We start from the raw sequence: 16,728 nt of genomic DNA on the forward strand, positions 1-16,728 counted from the left end.
ATGAGCAGTCAGTCTGTCGGGAACCGTCGGCACCATGTCGTGGTCATCGGTTCCGGGTTCGGCGGTTTGTTCGGTACCCGGCATCTGCGCAGAGCCGATGTCGACATCACCCTGATCTCCAAGACGTCGACCCACCTGTTCCAGCCGTTGCTCTACCAGGTGGCCACCGGCATCCTGTCCACCGGCGAGATCGCCCCGGCCACCCGCCTGGTGCTGCGCAAACAGAAGAACGCGCAGGTGCTGCTCGGCGACGTGATCGACGTGGACCTGGCCAACAAACAAGTCACCTCGCGACTGCTCAACCGCGACACCGTCACCGGCTACGACAGCCTGATCGTGGCCACCGGCGCGCAGCAGTCGTACTTCGGCAACGACCAGTTCGCCACCTACGCGCCGGGCATGAAGACCATCGACGACGCCCTGGAACTGCGCGCGCGCATCCTCGGCTCGTTCGAACAGGCCGAACTGGCCACCACGCAGGAAGAACGCGACCGGCTGATGACGTTCATCGTCGTGGGCGCGGGCCCCACCGGTGTCGAATTGGCCGGGCAGATCGCCGAATTGGCCGACCGCACCCTGGACGGCACCTTCCGCACCATCGACCCCCGCGACGCGCGAGTGATCCTGCTCGAAGGCGCGGGCGCGGTACTGGGCCCGATGGGTCCGAAGCTGGGCGCCAAGGCCGCCAAGCGGCTGGAGAAGATGGGCGTGGAGATCCAGCTCAACGCCATGGTCACCGATGTCGACGCGTTCGGCGTCATCGTCAAGGACGCCGACGGCACCACCCGCCGGATCGAAGCGGTGTGCAAGGTGTGGTCGGCCGGCGTGCAGGCCAGCCCGCTGGGCAAGATGATCGCCGAACGCTCCGACGGCACCGAGTGCGACCGGGCCGGGCGCGTGATCGTGCAGCCCGACCTCACCGTCAAGGGCCACCCGAACGTGTTCGTGGTCGGCGACCTCATGTCGGTGCCCGGCGTGCCCGGACAGGCGCAGGGCGCCATTCAGGGCGCCACCTACGCGGCCAAGGCGATCAAGGCCGAGCTCAAGGGCCACACCCCCGAAGAGCGCAAGCCGTTCAAGTACTTCAACAAGGGCTCGATGGCCACGATCTCGCGGTTCGACGCGGTCTGCCAGGTCGGCAAGCTCGAGTTCAGCGGGTTCCTGGCGTGGCTGGCGTGGCTGGCGCTGCACCTGTATTACCTGGTCGGCTACCGCAACCGCATCGTCACCGTGATCGGCTGGTTCGTGTCGTTCCTGGGCCGCAACCGCGGTCAGATGGCGGCCACGGAGCAGTGGATCTTCGCGCGATTGGCGATCGAGGAGGTCAACGCCGATCAGGCCGAGGCCAAGGAACTCGCCGCCGACGTCGGCGCGCCGCCCGCGCCCAAGGACAAACTCACCCAAGAAGCGCGCAAGTTCGGTTAGCACTTTCCGTCACGAAGGCCGGGTGGTTCCCTCGAACCATCCGGCCTTCGTCGTTCCAGTTACCTTTCAGCACACCCCGATTCAGGGTCGGTCCTGTTTCGGACCCATCCGAGCCGAGCACCGATCCGAATGTCGGAGGTCATATATGTGACCAATCCCCACCGATGAAAGGTGATCTATGGCGACGGGGAAACACAGGGCGCAAAGCCTGCAGCGGCAGAAGGTCGGATCGGTCGTCGCAGCCGGAGCGGTACCCCTGGTCATGGCCCTGATCGGCACGGGCACCGCGAATGCCGATCCCGCGCAGGCGGCGGTGACCCAGCCCGAACACCAGGCCGGACCGGAATTCGACGCGGTGGCACCCAATGCCACCCCGTACGTGGTCCAGCCCATGCCCGCGAACACCCGCAGTTCACTGGCCTGGTCGCGGACCGGGCCGGAAATGGACTACCTTTCCCCCGTCGGCCCGCTGCACGCACCCACCGCGGTCGCGCCGGTGCCGCCGATCCTGCCGCCGCCGGGCCAGTTCCGCTTCGGTGACCAGCAGATTCCGGTGCCGGACTTCGTGCCGGTGGACACCTCGATCCAGATCAACGACGCCTCGGCCAACACCGAAGCCAACCTGGCCACGTTCCTGGACTCGGTCGGCCTGGAACGCAGCCGTTCGGACCGGATCGCCGCGGAGACACTGGGTTCGGCCGCCCGCGGCGCGGCCGTGGGTTCCACCGTGGCGATCCCGTTCGCGATGATGGCCAGCACCGGCGGTGCGGTGGCCGGACTGGTGGCCGGACTGCCGTTCCTGCCGATCGGCTTGGTCGCGGGCCCGATCCTGGGCGGCATGGCCGCGTACATGGCGGTGTCGGTGCCCGTCACGATCGTGGGCGCCGGTATCGGTGCGGCAGTGGGCGCGGCCAGCGGCTTCCTCGCGCCGCCGCGTGGGGTGACCCCCGAGGCCGCTGAATCCGAAGCCGAGCTCGTCAACGCTTGATCGACTTGCCAGTGGTGGGAGTCGGACTTTCTGTCCGGCTCCCACCGCCATGTCCAGCAGCTATCAGACCGCTATCGCGTGCAGGCGTGCGCTGGTGCGCGTTGCCAGGGAACCGCCCGCGGCCAACGGCAGCCGGACCTGGTCGACACTGCCCGACCAGGCCGGACGGTCGTCCGGGTAGACCAGTTCGCTGTCCAGCGCCCGCGGCGCGCTGAGCCGGTCGTCGGCCCACGAATCAGCCCCGAGTTCGAGCCGGTGTCGCAGCAGCGGGATCTCACCGAGGTCAGCGATCAGGTCGCCGCGCCAACCGCCGCCGTCCTCATTGCTTCGACCCAGTTGCACCCGCTCGCGCAGCCGCAGCCGCGCATCCGGGGCGACCTGCACCGTGGTGACCGCGTGATGGATCGCGCCACCGGCCACGATCGTGGGCTCGGGATCGAAATCCAGTTCGGCGCCCGCACCGACGTCGAAACGCCAATGCGCGTGCGACAGCATCGTTTCCGCACCGGGCAGCGCGATCGTGGCCGCCACCGAACGGACCACCAGTCGCGCACCGGGGCGCACGACGATGGTGATGTCGAGAACGTCGCCGCCCAGCGGGGTGGCCGCGGTGCCGATCAGGTGCACGGTGTCGATGCCGGTGTGCCGCCCGGCCAGGCCGCCGACCGCGTCGATGCGCGGCAACCTACCCGGTGCGGCGACGATGCTCAGTTCAGTGCGCAACGCCGGTGGCCGCGTCCTGCTCGGCGGCGATCCGCAGTTGTTCGCGCACCCAGGCCAGCACCGGGGTGGCCGCGGGGTCCTCGGTCAGCGAGACCAGCGCGGTGGGGCGGGAGTCGCGGACCTTGGCGGCGTCGCGTTCCATCACGCCCAGGTCGGCGCCGACCATCGGGGCCAGGTCGGTCTTGTTGACCACGAGCAGGTCGGAGAAGGTGACGCCGGGGCCGCCCTTGCGCGGCACCTTGTCGCCGCCGGCCACGTCCACGACGAAGATCTGCACGTCGATCAGGCCCGACGAGAAGGTGGCGGTGAGGTTGTCGCCGCCGGATTCGACCAGGATCAGATCCAGGGGCGGGTTGGCCGCTACCAGGTCGTCGATGGCGTCGAGGTTGGCGGTGATGTCGTCGCGGATGGCGGTGTGCGGGCAGCCGCCGGTCTGCACGGCGGTGATCCGCTCGTCGGGCAGCACGGCGTGGCGGCGCAGGAAGTCCGCGTCCTCGGTGGTGTAGATGTCGTTGGTCAGTACCGCCAGGGACAGTTCGTCGCGCAGCTGACGGCACAGGGCGGCGACCAGCGCGGTCTTGCCGGAACCGACCGGGCCGCCGATGCCGATGCGCAGTGCCTCGCCGGGTACGCGGTCGCGCTTGGGGCGGTCGTGGCTGTGGTCGTGCGGTTCGCCATCGATGAGATGGGGAGGCATGGGGTGCTCCTTGCTTCGGGGGATTTCGGGGTCAGGACGCGAACAGCGGCATGCCGCGGTCGAGGTGTCGCTGGGCCAGTGCGTCCTGCAGTGGGTCGGACAGGGCGGCCAGGCCGGTGGCGGCGTCGGCGGCGATGCGGTCGCACAGCGGGGCCAGGCGCATGGTGCTCGCGGCGATCGCGGCGGGGTCCAGGGCGAGCAGGCGTTGGGCGGCGGTGGCGGCGCCGGTGAGCGTGGTGTACACGACTACGCCCGCGAGCTGTTCGGTGTCCGCCGCACAGGCCGCGCCGACCATGCCGAACACTGTCGACAGGTGTGGGCGCAGGCCTGCCGGGGCCCAATCATGCTGGGGCCACAGCTGTTTCGCCAGGCGCAGCAGGCCGCGGCCTTGCGCGCGCGATGCCGCTCTCGCCGCCGGTGAGGGGGTGCGGGCGTCGGCTTCGAGTTCGGCGCGTTCGGGGGTGAGCGTGCCGCCGCAGACCGCGGCGGCCAGCGATGCGGTGACCAGTCCCGAGGTCGCGATGCGGCGGCGCAGATACAGTTCGACGCTCGCGTTATCGCGCAGCAGCCCCGACGACACCGCTTCCTCGACGCCGCCCGAATGCACGTGCCCGCCGATGGGCAGGCGGGAATCAGCCAGGGCGAGCAATGTCGCCAAGCCCGCCGCACCCTCGTTTCGCATCCGACGATCCTATGCAACGGGACTGGACGTCCGCCCGGTGAGGCCGGGCATCGGCACGCGCAGTGGTGGCGGTCACGTCACCGGGCGGTCGTGCACGACGCGGCTCGTCAGCGGGCGGTGCGGGCGGAGCGCCACGCCAGCGCCGCCATCACGATCAGCAAGGCCGCACCGATGGTGGTCGCCAGGTGCATTCCGCTGACGAAGGATTCGCGGGCGGCGTGGATCAGTGCGTTGTCGCCACCGGAGTGCAGCAGGGTGTCGCCCAGGGTCTCACCGAAGTCGCCGCCGGAGCGGAACACCAGTGCCGCGACCGAGCCGAGCAGGGCCAGGCCCAGTGCGTTGCCCAGTTCGAAACTGGTTTCGGAGATCCCGACCGCGGAACCCGCCCGCTCGGGCGGCACCGCCGACACCGCGACATCGGACACCAGGGTGAACGAGAAGCCGTACCCGATACCGGCGATCACCGAGCCCGCGATGTACCAGCCGACCCCGCCGTCGACACCAACTCCCAGCAGCATCAGGTTGCCGATCGCCGACAGCAGCAGCGCGAGGGTGAACGTCGCGCGCACACCCAGCCGCAGACTCAACCGGGCGCCGCTCATCGAGCAGCCGAACACCGCGATCGCCATCGGAACGCCCAGCAGCGCGGCGGCCAGGGCATCACGGCCGGTCACCGATTGCAGGTAGATGCTGGTCAGGTAGCTCAGCGCTGCCAGGGACATCATGCCGACCAGGCACGCGCCGATCGCCACCCGGAACAGCGGCCGGGCGAACAATGTCAGGTCCAGCAGCGGTTCGGTCAGATGACGTTGCCTGCGCACGAACACCACCAGCAGTGCCACACCGATCACCGCGATCACCAACGACACGATGTCGAAGCCCTCGGCAGCCATGTGCTTGACCCCGTAGATCAACGGCAGGATGCCGCCGATCGACAGTGCGACGCTGGGAATATCGATCGGGCCCAGCGCGGTGGAGCGGTGTTCGGGCAGCAGGATCGGCCCGAAGATCAGCAGGATCGCCAGCACCGGAATGTTGATCAGGAACACCGAACCCCACCAGAAGTGGTGCAGCAGCAGCCCGCCGATGATCGGCCCGACCGCGGAACCACCGGCGAAGAACGCGGTCCACACGCCGATCGCGGTCGCGCGTTGGCGGGCGTCGGGGAACAGGTTGGAGATCAGCGCCAGGCTCGACGGCAGCAGCGTCGCGCCACCCACACCCATCAGCACACGCGCGGCGATCAGGATCGGCGCGGTGGGCGCGAACGCGGCGAACACCGAGGCGATGCCGAAGATGGCCGCGCCCACGAGCAGGATGTTGCGCCGACCGATCCGGTCGCCGAGGTTGCCCATGGTGATGAGCAGGCCCGCCAGCATGAACCCGTAGATGTCCAGGATCCAGAGCTGTTGGGAGGCAGTGGGATCCAGGTCGGCCGTGAGGGTCGGCATGGCGAGGAAGAGCACCGAGATGTCCATCGACACCAGCAGCACCGGCAGCAGCAGCACGCCCAGTCCGAGCCATGCGCGGCGTCCACCGGCGACTGCGGTGGGCGCCGCCGGTTCCAGCTTCGTCATTCCGACTTCCTTCCACGGTTGTGCGTACACCGTACGCGGGTATTGGGTACAGTGTACGCATGAAGGTCGTATTAAGAAAGCGAGTCATGGGATGACCGAGGCGAAGCTGACCCGCACCGCGATCGTCGACGCCGCGATCACCCTGGCCGGCGCCGACGGATTGGACGCGGTGTCGATGCGTCGCCTCGCGGACCGCCTCGAAGTGGGCACCATGTCGCTGTACCGACACGTGGCCAACAAGGACGAACTCATCGCGGCCATGACCGACGAGGTCGCCGCCCGCCACCCCTACCCCGACCCCACCGGCCAAGGCTGGACCTGGCGCGACCGGGTTCGCATCGCCGCGGAGATCGACTGGATGCTCTACCAGCGGTATCCCTGGATCCTGCTCACCTTCGCCGTGCCCCGCTACAGTTTCGGACCACAGGGGCTGGCCAGTTTGGCGTGGCTGGTCGAGGGTCTGCGCGAGCTGGATGTGTCCGCGCGCGAGGCGACCACGATGGCGTTCTCGGTGTGGAACTACATTTCCGGAGCGAGCCTGCCGGTGGTCGGCGGGGCTCTACTGGCCGAGAAGCGCACCGCCACCGACGACGCCAACGGTCTGCGCGATCTGCTCGACGGAAAACCTTCCTCCCCCGTCCCGCCCGCCCTGGCCGATCTCAACGGCGCCGGCGTGAGCGACCTGACCTCCGAGGACCTGCTGTTCCTGGGCCTGGAGGCCTTGTGCGACGGTTTCGCCGTCCGCGCCACCCGCCGATCCCCCACGGAATCGACCCCCTAGACAGGTTTTCAAGATCACCACGCTCTGGTGGTTGAATTTCGGACCAGAATCCAACCACCAGAGCGTGGTGATCGATCGACCAGATCGCCGGGCGCCGGGCGCGCCGACGAATGTCGGGCGACACGGTGGGCGTCGGTGGGGAAGACTGGACCCATGACCGACGCGCAACCGCCCGCCGACCGTCGACTCGCCGCTCAGGCCCTCGCTGCCAACGACCCGACCGGGTGGTTCGAACCGCTCTACGCCGAAGCCGCGGCGGGGAACTCGGTGGTCCCCTGGGACCGCGACGTACCCAATCCCCTACTCGTCGACTGGTTCCGCACCGCGGACCTACCCCAGGGCGCACGCGGCCTGGTGATCGGCTGCGGCTACGGCACCGACGCGGAATACGTTGCCTCCCAAGGCATCCGAACCACCGCCTTCGACGTATCCCCCACCGCCATCCGCGCCGCCCGAGCCCGCTTCCCCCACTCCCCCGTGACCTACACCGTCGCCGACCTCCTCGACCCGCCACCCGCATGGCTGCACGCCTTCGACGTGGTCATCGAGTCCATCACCGTCCAATCGCTGCCCCCTGACGTCCGCACCACCGCCATCACCAATATCGCAAACCTGTTGTCCCCCAACGCGACCCTGCTCGTCATCGCCGACATCCACCGTCCCACCGACACCACCGGCCCGCCCTGGCCCCTGACCCGAGCCGACATCGACGCCTTCACCACCCCCGACCTCACCCAGGTCCGCGTGGAAACCGTCCCCCGCCCCGACACCTCGGGCCGCCACCGCTGGCGAGCCGAATTCCACCGCCCTGCGTCGGCGTGAGCCGGAACCCCGGTTCGCCGGTCACCGCACAGCGGTGCGCCACGGGGGCACGGTCAGGTAGGTCGCGGCGCGCAGCAACCACTCCACCGGTCCGTAGGGGTGGCCGCGCAACCACCAGGCACTGAGGGCGAGTTGGGCGGCGAAGGTGAGCAGGGCGATCCCGATCACGGCCAAGGGTGGGACAGTGTCTGCCAGCGCCAGGCCGTACCCGGTGTAGACCAGCACCATCACGATCGACTGGCCGATGTAGTTGGTGGCGGCCATGCGTCCGGCGGGGGCGAGCAGGGCGGTGACGCGGCCCAGTCGCGCGGAACGCGCCGCCAGCAGGACCGCGGCGACGTACGCGAAGGTCATGGCCGGGTTCACCAGTATTTGCAGACCGTGGACCACCGTGGGCGGATGCCACCACTGCATCGATTCCGCGAAGGTCATCGCCGAGATCGGCAGGCCAAGGCCGAAACCGGTCAGCAGTACGCGAAATGACCAGCGGCGCAGCAGATCCGGGTCGGCGAACAGGTTTCGTTTGCCCGCCGCCATGCCGATCAGGAACATGGCCAGGCTCGGCACGCCCTGGGCGAACCAGATCAACAACAGGAACAGCGGCGCGAGTGCGGTCTGGGTGTCCATCGTCGACGCGAAGCTCCCGGTGTAGTCGGCGGCCATCGCGGGCAGGTCGACGAACTCCCCGAACACCAGCACGCCACTGAAGCCCGGCAGCAGACTCCAGGCCGACCACGTCGCGTACAGCACGACCGCGGTGATCACCGCGGTACGGGGCCGCAGCTTGCGCAACGCGATGAGGATCAGGCACAGGAAGGCGTAGAGCGTGAGGATGTCGCCGATCCACAGCAGGTAGACGTGCACCAGCCCGATCGCCATCAGCGCGGCGCACCGTCGCAGCAGTCGGCGCGTGGGCGAGGCCCCGGCTCGCTGCGCCGCCGCGATCTGCAGGGTGAACGAGTATCCGAACAGGAATGCGAACAGCAGGTAGAACCGCCCGGTGAACAGCGCGTCGACCGTGGCGCGCACCAGCAGGTCGACGGTGCCGTCGAAGCGCAGCACCGGGACTTCACGGGTGCCGATCACCGACCACAGCGAGGTCGCCACGAGCACATTGGTGATCAGAATCCCGAACAGGGCGAAGCCGCGCAGAATATCGAGCTCGGCAATGCGATGTCCGGATTGTGCTGCGGGCGTATGGGTTTCGAGCGATTCAGCCATGTACTGAGCGTAGGTGCGCCCCTGTCGGTCTTCGTCCACCGTGAGAACTACATGCATGCCGTACCCGGGTACCCCGCGTCACTCCTGTGGCGTATTGACAACCGCGCGACATCACCCCAGGACCGTCGCCTGATCAACCCACGCCACCCGCAGTGCCACAATGGAGCGGGATCATGCTCGGCAAGTCACTCGCAACCAGCACGGAGGCGGACATGCAGGCAGTTGTCATCGACGAATTCGGCGAACCGAAGGACGTGCTCACCGCGCAGGAGGTGCCCGTTCCCGAGCCTGGAGCTGGGCAGGTGCGGGTAAAGATGGCGCTGTCGCCGATTCACAATCACGATCTGGCGATCATTCGTGGGGTGTACGGGTATCGGCCGCCGTTGCCCGCGATTCCGGGGACCGAGGCGGTCGGTGTTGTGGATGCGGTCGGCGACGGGGTGGATAACCTGCAGGTGGGGCAGCGGATCGCGCTGGCCGGGTTGCAGGGGGCGTGGGCGGATTTCTTCCTCGCGCGTGCCGATCAGGCGGTGCCGATGCCGGACTCGGTGCCCGATGAGACGGCCTGTCAGTTGTTGGCGATGCCGTTGAGCGCGCTGATGTTGCTCGACGATCTGCAGGTGAAGTCCGGGCAGTGGATCGTGGTGAACGCGGCCAATGGCGCGGTGGGGCGTTTGTTGAACTTGTTCGCGAAGGCACGCGGGGTGCGGGTGTTGAGTTTGGTGCGCGGGCCCGCGTCGGTGCTGGCGTTGGAGAAGTTGGGTTACGGGCCGGTGCTGGACACCGAATCGGTGGGCTGGCTGGCCACGGGGGCCGATATCACCGGTGGTGAGCCGATCGTGCGCGCTGTCGACCAGGTCAGTGGTACCGCCGCGGGTGATCTGATGGCGTTGCTGGCGCCGCGCGGTGAACTGATCTCGTTCGGTGCGCTGTCGGGAAAGCCGTTGATCATCGACACCGGGGCTGTGATCTTCAAACAGGCTGTGGTGAAAGGTTTCTGGGGTCAGAAGCGCAGTTCCGAGATCGGGCGTGCCGACTATGTCCGGTTGATCACCGAAGTGGTGACGCTCGCTGCCAACGGGACATTGCGCCAGGATGTGCAGGCCGATTTCCCGCTCGATCAGGCTGCCGAGGCTGCTGTGGTGTCCGAGACTCCCGGTCGCAACGGCAAGGTCGTGCTGCACGGGTCGCGCTGATCGCACCGACTGATCGGCCGGGGATACGACCCGGCCGATCATTGTTTCTGACGAATTACCGCGCGGCACAAGGTTTTCCATGTAGTTCCCACGCCTGATGCGCAGTTCACCGGACCCGGGTACCGTCGATCCGATGGCCGACCTAACGACCCCCGCCCCCGTCGAGTCCATCGGCACCGACTTCTTCGACGACCCGCACGCGCACTACGCCCGCTGGCGCGCCACCGGGCCCGTCCACCGAGTTCTGTTTCCCGACAACGTGATCCGCTGGGTGGTCGTGGGCTACCAGGAAGCCAAGATCGCCCTCGCCGACCCACGTTTCCGCAAGGACATCTCCCACGTCGACGAAATCGTGCAGAGCAAAAAGCAATCCACCCCGACGGACCCGAATGTCCTTGCGCTGCTGAGCCACATGCTCGGCACCGACCCGCCCGTGCACACTCGCCTGCGCAAACTGGTCAACAAGGCGTTCACCAGCAAGCAGGTCGCCGCGCTGCGCCCCCGCATCGAACAGATCACCGAGTCCCTGCTGGACGCGATGAGCGACCGTGACGACGTCGATCTGATGGCCGAGTTCGCCAATCCCCTTCCGGTGACGGTGATCTGCGAACTGCTCGGTGTCCCGTTCGACGACCGCGACGACTTCCAAGCCTGGACAAAGGCTTTGGTGACCGTGGTCGGTGAATCCGCGGAAGAACAGCGTCTGGCCGCGTCGGCGGCGATGGTGGGCTACCTGGCAAAACTGGTGCGCACCAAGCAATCCGAGCCCGCCGACGACCTGCTGTCCCAACTGGTCCTGGCCGACGACGACGGCGACCGGCTCACCGACCGCGAACTCGTCTCCATGGCCTTCCTGCTGCTGGTCGCAGGCCACGAGACCACCGTCAACCTCATCGGCAACGGCGTCCTGGCCCTGCTGCGCAACCCCGACCAGTGGAAGTCCCTGCGCACCGACCCCACCGGAATACCGGCCGCCATCGAGGAATTCCTCCGCTTCGACGGCCCGGTCGACATGGCCACCGTCCGCTACACCACCGAACCGATCACCCTGGGCGACACCGAGATCCCCGCAGACGAACTCGTCTACGTCTCCCTAGCCGCCGCGAACCGAGACCCCGCCCGCTTCCCCGACGCCGATACCCTCACCACCGACACCCCCACCCCCGGCCACCTGGCCTTCGGTCACGGCATCCACTTCTGTGTCGGCGCCCCACTGGCCCGAGTGGAAGCCGAAATCGCCTTCACGGCCCTGCTCCGCCGCTACCCCGACCTGACCCTGTCCCCCACCGCCGACCTGCACTGGCAATCCAGCACGCTCATCCGAGGCCTGCTCGAACTCCCTGTTCGCTTGCGCTGACATCCGGCCGGCGCAGGAATCGCCGGGCTCCCACGCGCAGCCGCGAACAGCGACGCGCTGACCAGATCAGGCAGCTGACGGCGCCGTTCGCGTGTCGATAGTGCCCAGACAACTGGACCGATCGACGTTGACTATCGCACCCGCGCGTGGGCCCTCGCGAGCTCGACACTGGGCGCATGGCACGACTGCAGATCGAAGCGGTGTCGAAGAAGTTCGATGCCGAGTACGCGGTGCGCGAGGTGAGTCTCGACATCGCCGACGGTGAGTTCATGGTGTTGCTGGGGCCCAGCGGGTGCGGCAAGTCCACGTTGTTGCGGATGATCGCCGGGCTCGCGGAGCCGAGCGCCGGGCGGATTTTGGTGGGCGGCGTCGACGTGACGGACGCGGCGCCGCAGCGGCGGGATCTGGCGATGGTGTTCCAGAGCTACGCGCTGTATCCGCATCTGTCGGTGGCGCGCAATATCGGGTTTCCGTTGCGGGCTCGGCGCAGGCCGCGGGCGGAGATCACGCGGCGGGTCGCCGAGGTGGCGGCGACGCTGGAGATCTCGGCGCTGTTGCAGCGACGGCCGGTCGCACTGTCGGGCGGGCAGCGGCAGCGAGTTGCGTTGGCGCGCGCCATGGTTCGTGATCCCGGCGCGTTCCTCATGGATGAGCCGCTGTCGAACCTCGACGCGAAACTGCGCAGCGCGACCCGCGCGGAACTGATCTCGCTGCACCAGCGGCTGGGTGCGACGTTCCTGTATGTCACCCACGATCAGGTCGAGGCGATGACGATGGCCACCCGCATCGCGCTGCTCAACGAGGGTCGCGTCGAACAGTGCGGCACCCCGGAGCAGCTGTACGACCACCCGCGCTCGACCTTCGTGGCCGGCTTTCTCGGCTCGCCCCCGATGAACCTGTTTCCCGCTGTCGTCACCTCGACCGACGGCCACCTGAGGCTGATCGCGGACGGTGTCGACGCCGCGCTGGACATCACCGAGGTTTCCGGCGACGCCACCGCCGTCGTCGCCGGAATCCGTCCCGAACGCCTGCGCATCGACGACACCTCCAGGGATGTCCGTGGCCGGGTGCGGATGGTCGAGAACCTCGGCAGCGAGGAACTCGTGCATCTCGAGTCCGGCCTCTGCCTGCGGGCGGCGCGACCGGCGGGCGTCCGAGTGGGAGAGAACATCGCCTGCCGGGTCGACCCCGCCGACATCCACCTGTTCGACCCCGACACCGGCCTGCGTCTGACTTGGCAAGCATCCCAACCTCTTTCGAAGACAGCCGCAGTTCCCGTCCACTGAGGAGATCACCATGAAACGCACACTGCCCGCACTGGGCCTGGCACTGACCCTCGCTCTCACCGGCTGTGGCCTGGGCACCACCGGGTCCACCGACGCGACCACCACCGCACAGATCCCCGAACTCGCTGCCGACCAACAGGTTTCGATCGTCTTCGAGTCCTACAGCTACGGCGTCGCGGGCGCGTGGACCGACACCTTCAACGCCCTGATCGCCGACTTCAGCGCGAAGCATCCCAACATCAAGGTCACCGCGCAGAAACCGCAGGGCAACAGCCCGAATCCGGCCACCGACACCGTCTCCAGCATCCAGAACCAGATGGTCGCGGGCACCCCGCCCGATGTTGCCCAACTCGGCTTCTCCGACCTGGATTTCACCATCAACCAACTCAAGGCCAAGCCCCTGGACCAACTGGTCGGCGCGCAGGCCGTGCAGCAGAATTTCGACGGCGCCCGGCACGCCTATGCCCCGCGCGCCCGCACGCTCGACGACTGGAAGGGCCACACCTATGGCGTTCCGTTCGTCTTCTCCACGCCCGTGCTGTATTTGAACGCGTCGCTGTTCACCGAGGCCGGGCTCGACCCCGCCAAGCCGCCCACCACCTGGGACGAAGTCACCACCGCCGCGAAGACCATCGCCGACCGCACCGGCAAGGGTGGCGTCTACATCGACTGTCTGACAAAGACTTCCAAGGATTGGTGTTTCCAGTCGCTGGTGCGTTCCAACGGTGGCCGGGTGATCTCCGAAGACCGCAACAGCCTCACCTATGCCGACGCACCCGCCGTCGAAGTCGCCGAGATGGCGCAGAACCTGGTGAACACCGGCAGTATGCCCAAGCTCAACCAGAAACAGGGCTACGAGGCGTTCGCCCGCGGCGAGATCGGCATGATGCTCGAAACCAGTGCGCTGCAAAGCCTTTTCGTCACCGGCTCGAAGGGCAAATGGGACCTGCGTTCGGCGCCGATGCCCGGCTTCGGCACGAAACCGGTTGTGCCGACGAACTCCGGTGCGGGCCTGCATATTCTGTCCGATGACCCCGTAAAGCAGCGTGCGGCGTGGGAGTTGATCAAGCACCTCACCAGCGAGGATTCCTACCAGAAGATCGCGCAGAACATCGGTTACCTGCCGCTGCGGACCGGCCTGCTCGAGGAGGTAGGCGGGCTGAAGGAATGGGCCGACCAGAACCCGCTGTCGCGCCCGAACGTGGCGCAACTGGCCACCATGGAGCCGTGGGTTTCGATGCCGGGCAACAACTATCTGCAGATGCGTGACGGCATGATGGACGCCGTCGAAGCCGTGGTGTTCCAGGGCGCCGACCCGCAGACCACGCTCACCGCGGCCCGTGCGGCGGGCACCGAACTCATGCCGAAATCATGAGCGAGCTGACGATCGTCCAGATCACCGACACCCACCTGCGGGCCGAGGGTGAACTGCTCCACGGGGTCGACACCGCGGCCAATCTGAACACGGTGCTCGCCCGGCTGCGAGAGTTCGGGCAACGCGTCGACGTGCTGATCTTCTCCGGTGATCTCAGCGACAACGGATCACCGCAGGCGTACCGGCGGTTGCGCGCCGCAGTCGAGCCGGTCGCGGCCGACCTCGGTGCCGAAATCGTCTATGCGATGGGCAATCACGACGAACGCACAGCCTTCGGCATCGAATTGCTCGGGTATGAAACCGTGGACTCGACCCAGCCCCACGACCAGTGCGTCGAGGTCGCAGGGGTTCGAATCATCGTGCTGGACAGCACAACTCCGCACGAGCACGACGGCAAGCTCGAACCCGAACAACTCGCCTGGCTGGCAGACATCCTGCGCACGCCCGCCCCGCACGGCACCGTCCTGGTGGTGCACCATCCGCCGCTGCGCTCCCCGCTCGCCACCCTCGACTTCCTCCGCCTCAAAGATGCCGAACAGTTGGCGGAGGTCGTGGCGGGCACCGATGTCCGGATGATTCTGTGCGGGCACAACCACCTCACCGGCGCCTCCGCCCTGGCCGGGATTCCGGTGTGGATCGGCCCCGCCATCGCCTACCGCCTGGATGCGATGGCACCGGCGGGCAGGCACCGCGGCTTCGCCGCACTCGGGTACAGCCGCATCGACGTGCTCGAGTCGACAGTGTTGGCCACCGCGATCGACGCAGCGCCCGCCGAGATGGTCTACGACCGGCCCGAACAGGACATGCTCGACCAGATCGCCGCGATCACCGCCGCCCGGAAGGTGCGGTAGATGTTCGTCATCGAGGCACCGGGGTCGCCGACACCGACCGTGGTGCAGCCGGTGCGCCGACGATTCACCCGCCGCCGGGTGGCACGGTTCGTCGCGCCGTACCTGTACCTGAGTCCGGCGCTGTTGCTGCTGGTCGTATGGACGTATCAGCCACTGGTGCAGGCTGTGCAACTATCCACCTACTCGTGGAACCTGCTACCCACCGCGCCGATGACACCCGTTGGCACCGCCAATTACGAACGGCTGCTCGACCTTCCGTCATTCTGGGGTGCGCTGGGCCGCACCGGGACACTGATTCTGGGTCTGCTGCCGTTCACGGTGGTGCTGCCGGTCGTCATCGCGATGGCAAGCGCACGGGTGACCGGTCGGGCGCGCACCGTCTATCAGGCGCTGGTGTTCGCGCCGTTCCTGGTCGCGCCCGTCGCGGCAGCGGCGGTGTGGCGCTGGTTGCTGCACCCGGGGTCAGGGTTTCTGGCCCAGCTGACCGGCTCCGACCGCAACTGGGTCTACGAGACCTCGACCGCGCAGGCGGTGATCATCGCGATCACCGCCTGGCACCTGATCGGTTTCGCGATGCTCGTGGCGTGGGCGGGCCTGGCCGGGATCAGCGGTGACTACGACGAAGCGGGCAGGGTCGACGGCGCCTCCGCCGGTCAGATCCGGCGCTGGATCACGCTGCCGCTGCTGTCACCCACTGTGTTGTTCCTGGTCCTCACCACCGTATTGCTCAGTCCCACACTGACTTTCCCGCTCATCGACTCGATGACCCAGGGCGGCCCGGCGCAGTCCACCACCAACATCTACTACCTGCTCTGGGACTACGCCTTCCACAGTTTCGACGCCGGTCTGAGCGCCGCGGCCGGTGTGCTGCTGTTCGTCGGCTTCGGCCTGGTGGCCGCAGTGCTGGTCTGGATCTCGGAAAAGGTTGCCGTCCATGACGATTGAACGACTGCGCGGGCTTGGCAGCCATCTGCTGCTGGCCGCCACGGCGCTGGTGTGCGTGTTCCCGATCTACTGGCTGTTCGCGACCTCGCTGCGCAGACCCGAGGACGTCACCTCGCTGTCGCCGATCCCGTGGCCGCTGTCGACGGCCAACTACCTCGACGCGGCGCAGAAGGTCGACATCGTCGGCCTGATCGCCAATACGTTCTTCGTCGCGGTGCTCTCGGCGGCGGGCCAGCTGCTGATCGCGCTGCTGGCTTCCTACGCGTTCGCCGTCTACACGTTCCCGCTGCAGAAGCTGCTGTATCTGGCGTTCGTCGGGGTGTGGCTGGTGCCGTTCCAGGTGACGATGCTGCCCAACTACCTCCTGCTCAACCAGCTGGGCCTGATCAACACGCTGATCGGTGTCGTGCTGCCGACACTGTGCTCGGCGCTTGCGGTACTGCTGTTGCGCCAACACATGTCGGCGTTTCCGAAAGAACTCATCGCCGCCGCGAGGATCGACGGGCGCTCGTCGTGGTCGATCCTGTGGACGGTGGTGGTGCCGAACCTGCGGCCCGCCCTCGCCGCACTGGGCATTGTGTTGTTCATCAACGCGTGGAACGAATACTTCTGGCCCGCAGTGGTTTTGCGTCAGTCCAATGCGGTCTTGCAGCTGGGCCTGCGGAGTTTCATGGGCTCCGAGGGCGATCAGTGGGGGCCGATGATGGCGCTGGCGGGTCTGGCCTGTCTGCCGGTGCTGCTGCTGTATCTGGTGCTGCAACGCCACATCGTCAACGCGTTCGTGCGGTCGGGCCTGAAATAG

16 protein-coding genes and 1 pseudogene are annotated in these 16,728 nt (G+C 67.5%); 12 read left to right on the forward strand and 5 right to left on the reverse strand.

Annotation, left to right across the window (positions count from 1 at the left end; all coding sequences use genetic code 11):
- On the forward strand, window positions 1-1,425 hold the full coding sequence (locus tag ACFWU5_RS15775; protein WP_379242054.1) for an NAD(P)/FAD-dependent oxidoreductase: 1,425 nt from the start codon (window positions 1-3) through the stop codon (window positions 1,423-1,425).
- A gap of 178 nt (window positions 1,426-1,603) precedes the next feature.
- Window positions 1,604-2,413, forward strand: coding sequence for a hypothetical protein (locus tag ACFWU5_RS15780; RefSeq protein WP_379267652.1), 810 nt, complete (start codon window positions 1,604-1,606; stop codon window positions 2,411-2,413).
- Between the two features lie 63 nt (window positions 2,414-2,476).
- Here the strand turns inward: ACFWU5_RS15780 and ACFWU5_RS15785 are convergent, their stop codons facing one another.
- The 4 genes from ACFWU5_RS15785 to ACFWU5_RS15800 form a co-directional block, all read right to left on the reverse strand.
- Complete coding sequence (locus tag ACFWU5_RS15785) at window positions 2,477-3,136, reverse strand: urease accessory protein UreD (RefSeq protein ID WP_379267653.1); 660 nt, start codon at window positions 3,134-3,136, stop codon at window positions 2,477-2,479.
- Window positions 3,126-3,833: an urease accessory protein UreG gene (gene ureG / locus ACFWU5_RS15790; RefSeq protein WP_379242057.1), complete on the reverse strand. Its 708-nt coding sequence runs from the start codon at window positions 3,831-3,833 to the stop codon at window positions 3,126-3,128. Before ureG ends, ACFWU5_RS15785 begins: the two co-directional genes overlap by 11 nt.
- Window positions 3,834-3,864: 31 nt before the next feature.
- On the reverse strand, window positions 3,865-4,515 hold the full coding sequence (locus tag ACFWU5_RS15795; protein WP_379267654.1) for an urease accessory protein UreF: 651 nt from the start codon (window positions 4,513-4,515) through the stop codon (window positions 3,865-3,867).
- 107 nt (window positions 4,516-4,622) lie between these two features.
- Complete coding sequence (locus ACFWU5_RS15800; RefSeq protein WP_379267655.1) at window positions 4,623-6,092, reverse strand: MFS transporter; 1,470 nt, start codon at window positions 6,090-6,092, stop codon at window positions 4,623-4,625.
- A 91-nt stretch (window positions 6,093-6,183) separates the two neighbouring features.
- Here ACFWU5_RS15800 and ACFWU5_RS15805 point away from each other — a divergent pair, with 91 nt between their 5' ends.
- Window positions 6,184-6,873, forward strand: coding sequence for a TetR/AcrR family transcriptional regulator (locus ACFWU5_RS15805; RefSeq protein ID WP_379267656.1), 690 nt, complete (start codon window positions 6,184-6,186; stop codon window positions 6,871-6,873).
- A gap of 153 nt (window positions 6,874-7,026) precedes the next feature.
- The gene (locus tag ACFWU5_RS15810; RefSeq protein WP_379267657.1) at window positions 7,027-7,695 is read left to right on the forward strand and encodes a class I SAM-dependent methyltransferase; all 669 of its coding nucleotides are present in this window, start codon (window positions 7,027-7,029) and stop codon (window positions 7,693-7,695) included.
- 21 nt (window positions 7,696-7,716) lie between these two features.
- Here ACFWU5_RS15810 and ACFWU5_RS15815 read toward each other — a convergent pair whose 3' ends face one another.
- Window positions 7,717-8,916 carry a DUF418 domain-containing protein gene (locus ACFWU5_RS15815; RefSeq protein WP_379267658.1) on the reverse strand — a complete coding sequence of 400 codons (1,200 nt, stop codon included), beginning with the start codon at window positions 8,914-8,916 and terminating at the stop codon, window positions 7,717-7,719.
- 212 nt (window positions 8,917-9,128) lie between these two features.
- Between ACFWU5_RS15815 and ACFWU5_RS15820 the strand changes: the two genes are divergently transcribed.
- From ACFWU5_RS15820 to ACFWU5_RS15855, 8 genes and pseudogenes are all read left to right on the forward strand, one after another.
- Entirely contained in the window at window positions 9,129-10,112 is a 984-nt protein-coding gene (locus ACFWU5_RS15820) for a zinc-binding dehydrogenase (protein WP_379267659.1), read from the forward strand.
- Window positions 10,113-10,245: 133 nt separating this feature from the next.
- Complete coding sequence (locus ACFWU5_RS15825; protein WP_379242064.1) at window positions 10,246-11,469, forward strand: cytochrome P450; 1,224 nt, start codon at window positions 10,246-10,248, stop codon at window positions 11,467-11,469.
- Between the two features lie 275 nt (window positions 11,470-11,744).
- Window positions 11,745-12,068 (forward strand): annotated as a pseudogene (locus ACFWU5_RS15830) (ATP-binding cassette domain-containing protein); the annotation flags it as partial.
- Between the two features lie 291 nt (window positions 12,069-12,359).
- The gene (locus ACFWU5_RS15835; protein ID WP_379267686.1) at window positions 12,360-12,755 is read left to right on the forward strand and encodes a TOBE domain-containing protein; all 396 of its coding nucleotides are present in this window, start codon (window positions 12,360-12,362) and stop codon (window positions 12,753-12,755) included.
- Window positions 12,756-12,765: 10 nt separating this feature from the next.
- A complete protein-coding gene (locus ACFWU5_RS15840) occupies window positions 12,766-14,130 on the forward strand; it encodes an ABC transporter substrate-binding protein (RefSeq protein WP_379267660.1) in 1,365 nt (454 codons plus the stop codon).
- Entirely contained in the window at window positions 14,127-14,981 is an 855-nt protein-coding gene (locus ACFWU5_RS15845) for a metallophosphoesterase (protein WP_379242066.1), read from the forward strand. The genes ACFWU5_RS15840 and ACFWU5_RS15845 overlap by 4 nt, the downstream gene beginning before the upstream one ends.
- Window positions 14,982-15,926: a carbohydrate ABC transporter permease gene (locus tag ACFWU5_RS15850; RefSeq protein ID WP_379267661.1), complete on the forward strand. Its 945-nt coding sequence runs from the start codon at window positions 14,982-14,984 to the stop codon at window positions 15,924-15,926. It abuts the gene before it with no gap.
- The gene (locus tag ACFWU5_RS15855; RefSeq protein WP_379267662.1) at window positions 15,916-16,728 is read left to right on the forward strand and encodes a carbohydrate ABC transporter permease; all 813 of its coding nucleotides are present in this window, start codon (window positions 15,916-15,918) and stop codon (window positions 16,726-16,728) included. The genes ACFWU5_RS15850 and ACFWU5_RS15855 overlap by 11 nt, the downstream gene beginning before the upstream one ends.

Source organism: Nocardia sp. NPDC058640 (assembly GCF_042716995.1).
In the GTDB taxonomy this organism is placed as follows: Bacteria; Actinomycetota; Actinomycetes; order Mycobacteriales; family Mycobacteriaceae; genus Nocardia.

Coding starts and splice junctions, on each gene's coding strand:
- ACFWU5_RS15815 (WP_379267658.1), bottom strand. CDS start 8,916: ATGGCTGAATCGCTCGAAACCCATACGCCCGCAGCACAATCCGGACAT.
- ACFWU5_RS15810 (WP_379267657.1), top strand. CDS start 7,027: ATGACCGACGCGCAACCGCCCGCCGACCGTCGACTCGCCGCTCAGGCC.
- ACFWU5_RS15850 (WP_379267661.1), top strand. CDS start 14,982: ATGTTCGTCATCGAGGCACCGGGGTCGCCGACACCGACCGTGGTGCAG.
- ACFWU5_RS15835 (WP_379267686.1), top strand. CDS start 12,360: ATGAACCTGTTTCCCGCTGTCGTCACCTCGACCGACGGCCACCTGAGG.
- ureG (WP_379242057.1), bottom strand. CDS start 3,833: ATGCCTCCCCATCTCATCGATGGCGAACCGCACGACCACAGCCACGAC.
- ACFWU5_RS15845 (WP_379242066.1), top strand. CDS start 14,127: ATGAGCGAGCTGACGATCGTCCAGATCACCGACACCCACCTGCGGGCC.
- ACFWU5_RS15775 (WP_379242054.1), top strand. CDS start 1: ATGAGCAGTCAGTCTGTCGGGAACCGTCGGCACCATGTCGTGGTCATC.
- ACFWU5_RS15820 (WP_379267659.1), top strand. CDS start 9,129: ATGCAGGCAGTTGTCATCGACGAATTCGGCGAACCGAAGGACGTGCTC.
- ACFWU5_RS15825 (WP_379242064.1), top strand. CDS start 10,246: ATGGCCGACCTAACGACCCCCGCCCCCGTCGAGTCCATCGGCACCGAC.
- ACFWU5_RS15780 (WP_379267652.1), top strand. CDS start 1,604: ATGGCGACGGGGAAACACAGGGCGCAAAGCCTGCAGCGGCAGAAGGTC.
- ACFWU5_RS15805 (WP_379267656.1), top strand. CDS start 6,184: ATGACCGAGGCGAAGCTGACCCGCACCGCGATCGTCGACGCCGCGATC.
- ACFWU5_RS15800 (WP_379267655.1), bottom strand. CDS start 6,092: ATGACGAAGCTGGAACCGGCGGCGCCCACCGCAGTCGCCGGTGGACGC.
- ACFWU5_RS15840 (WP_379267660.1), top strand. CDS start 12,766: ATGAAACGCACACTGCCCGCACTGGGCCTGGCACTGACCCTCGCTCTC.
- ACFWU5_RS15795 (WP_379267654.1), bottom strand. CDS start 4,515: ATGCGAAACGAGGGTGCGGCGGGCTTGGCGACATTGCTCGCCCTGGCT.
- ACFWU5_RS15855 (WP_379267662.1), top strand. CDS start 15,916: ATGACGATTGAACGACTGCGCGGGCTTGGCAGCCATCTGCTGCTGGCC.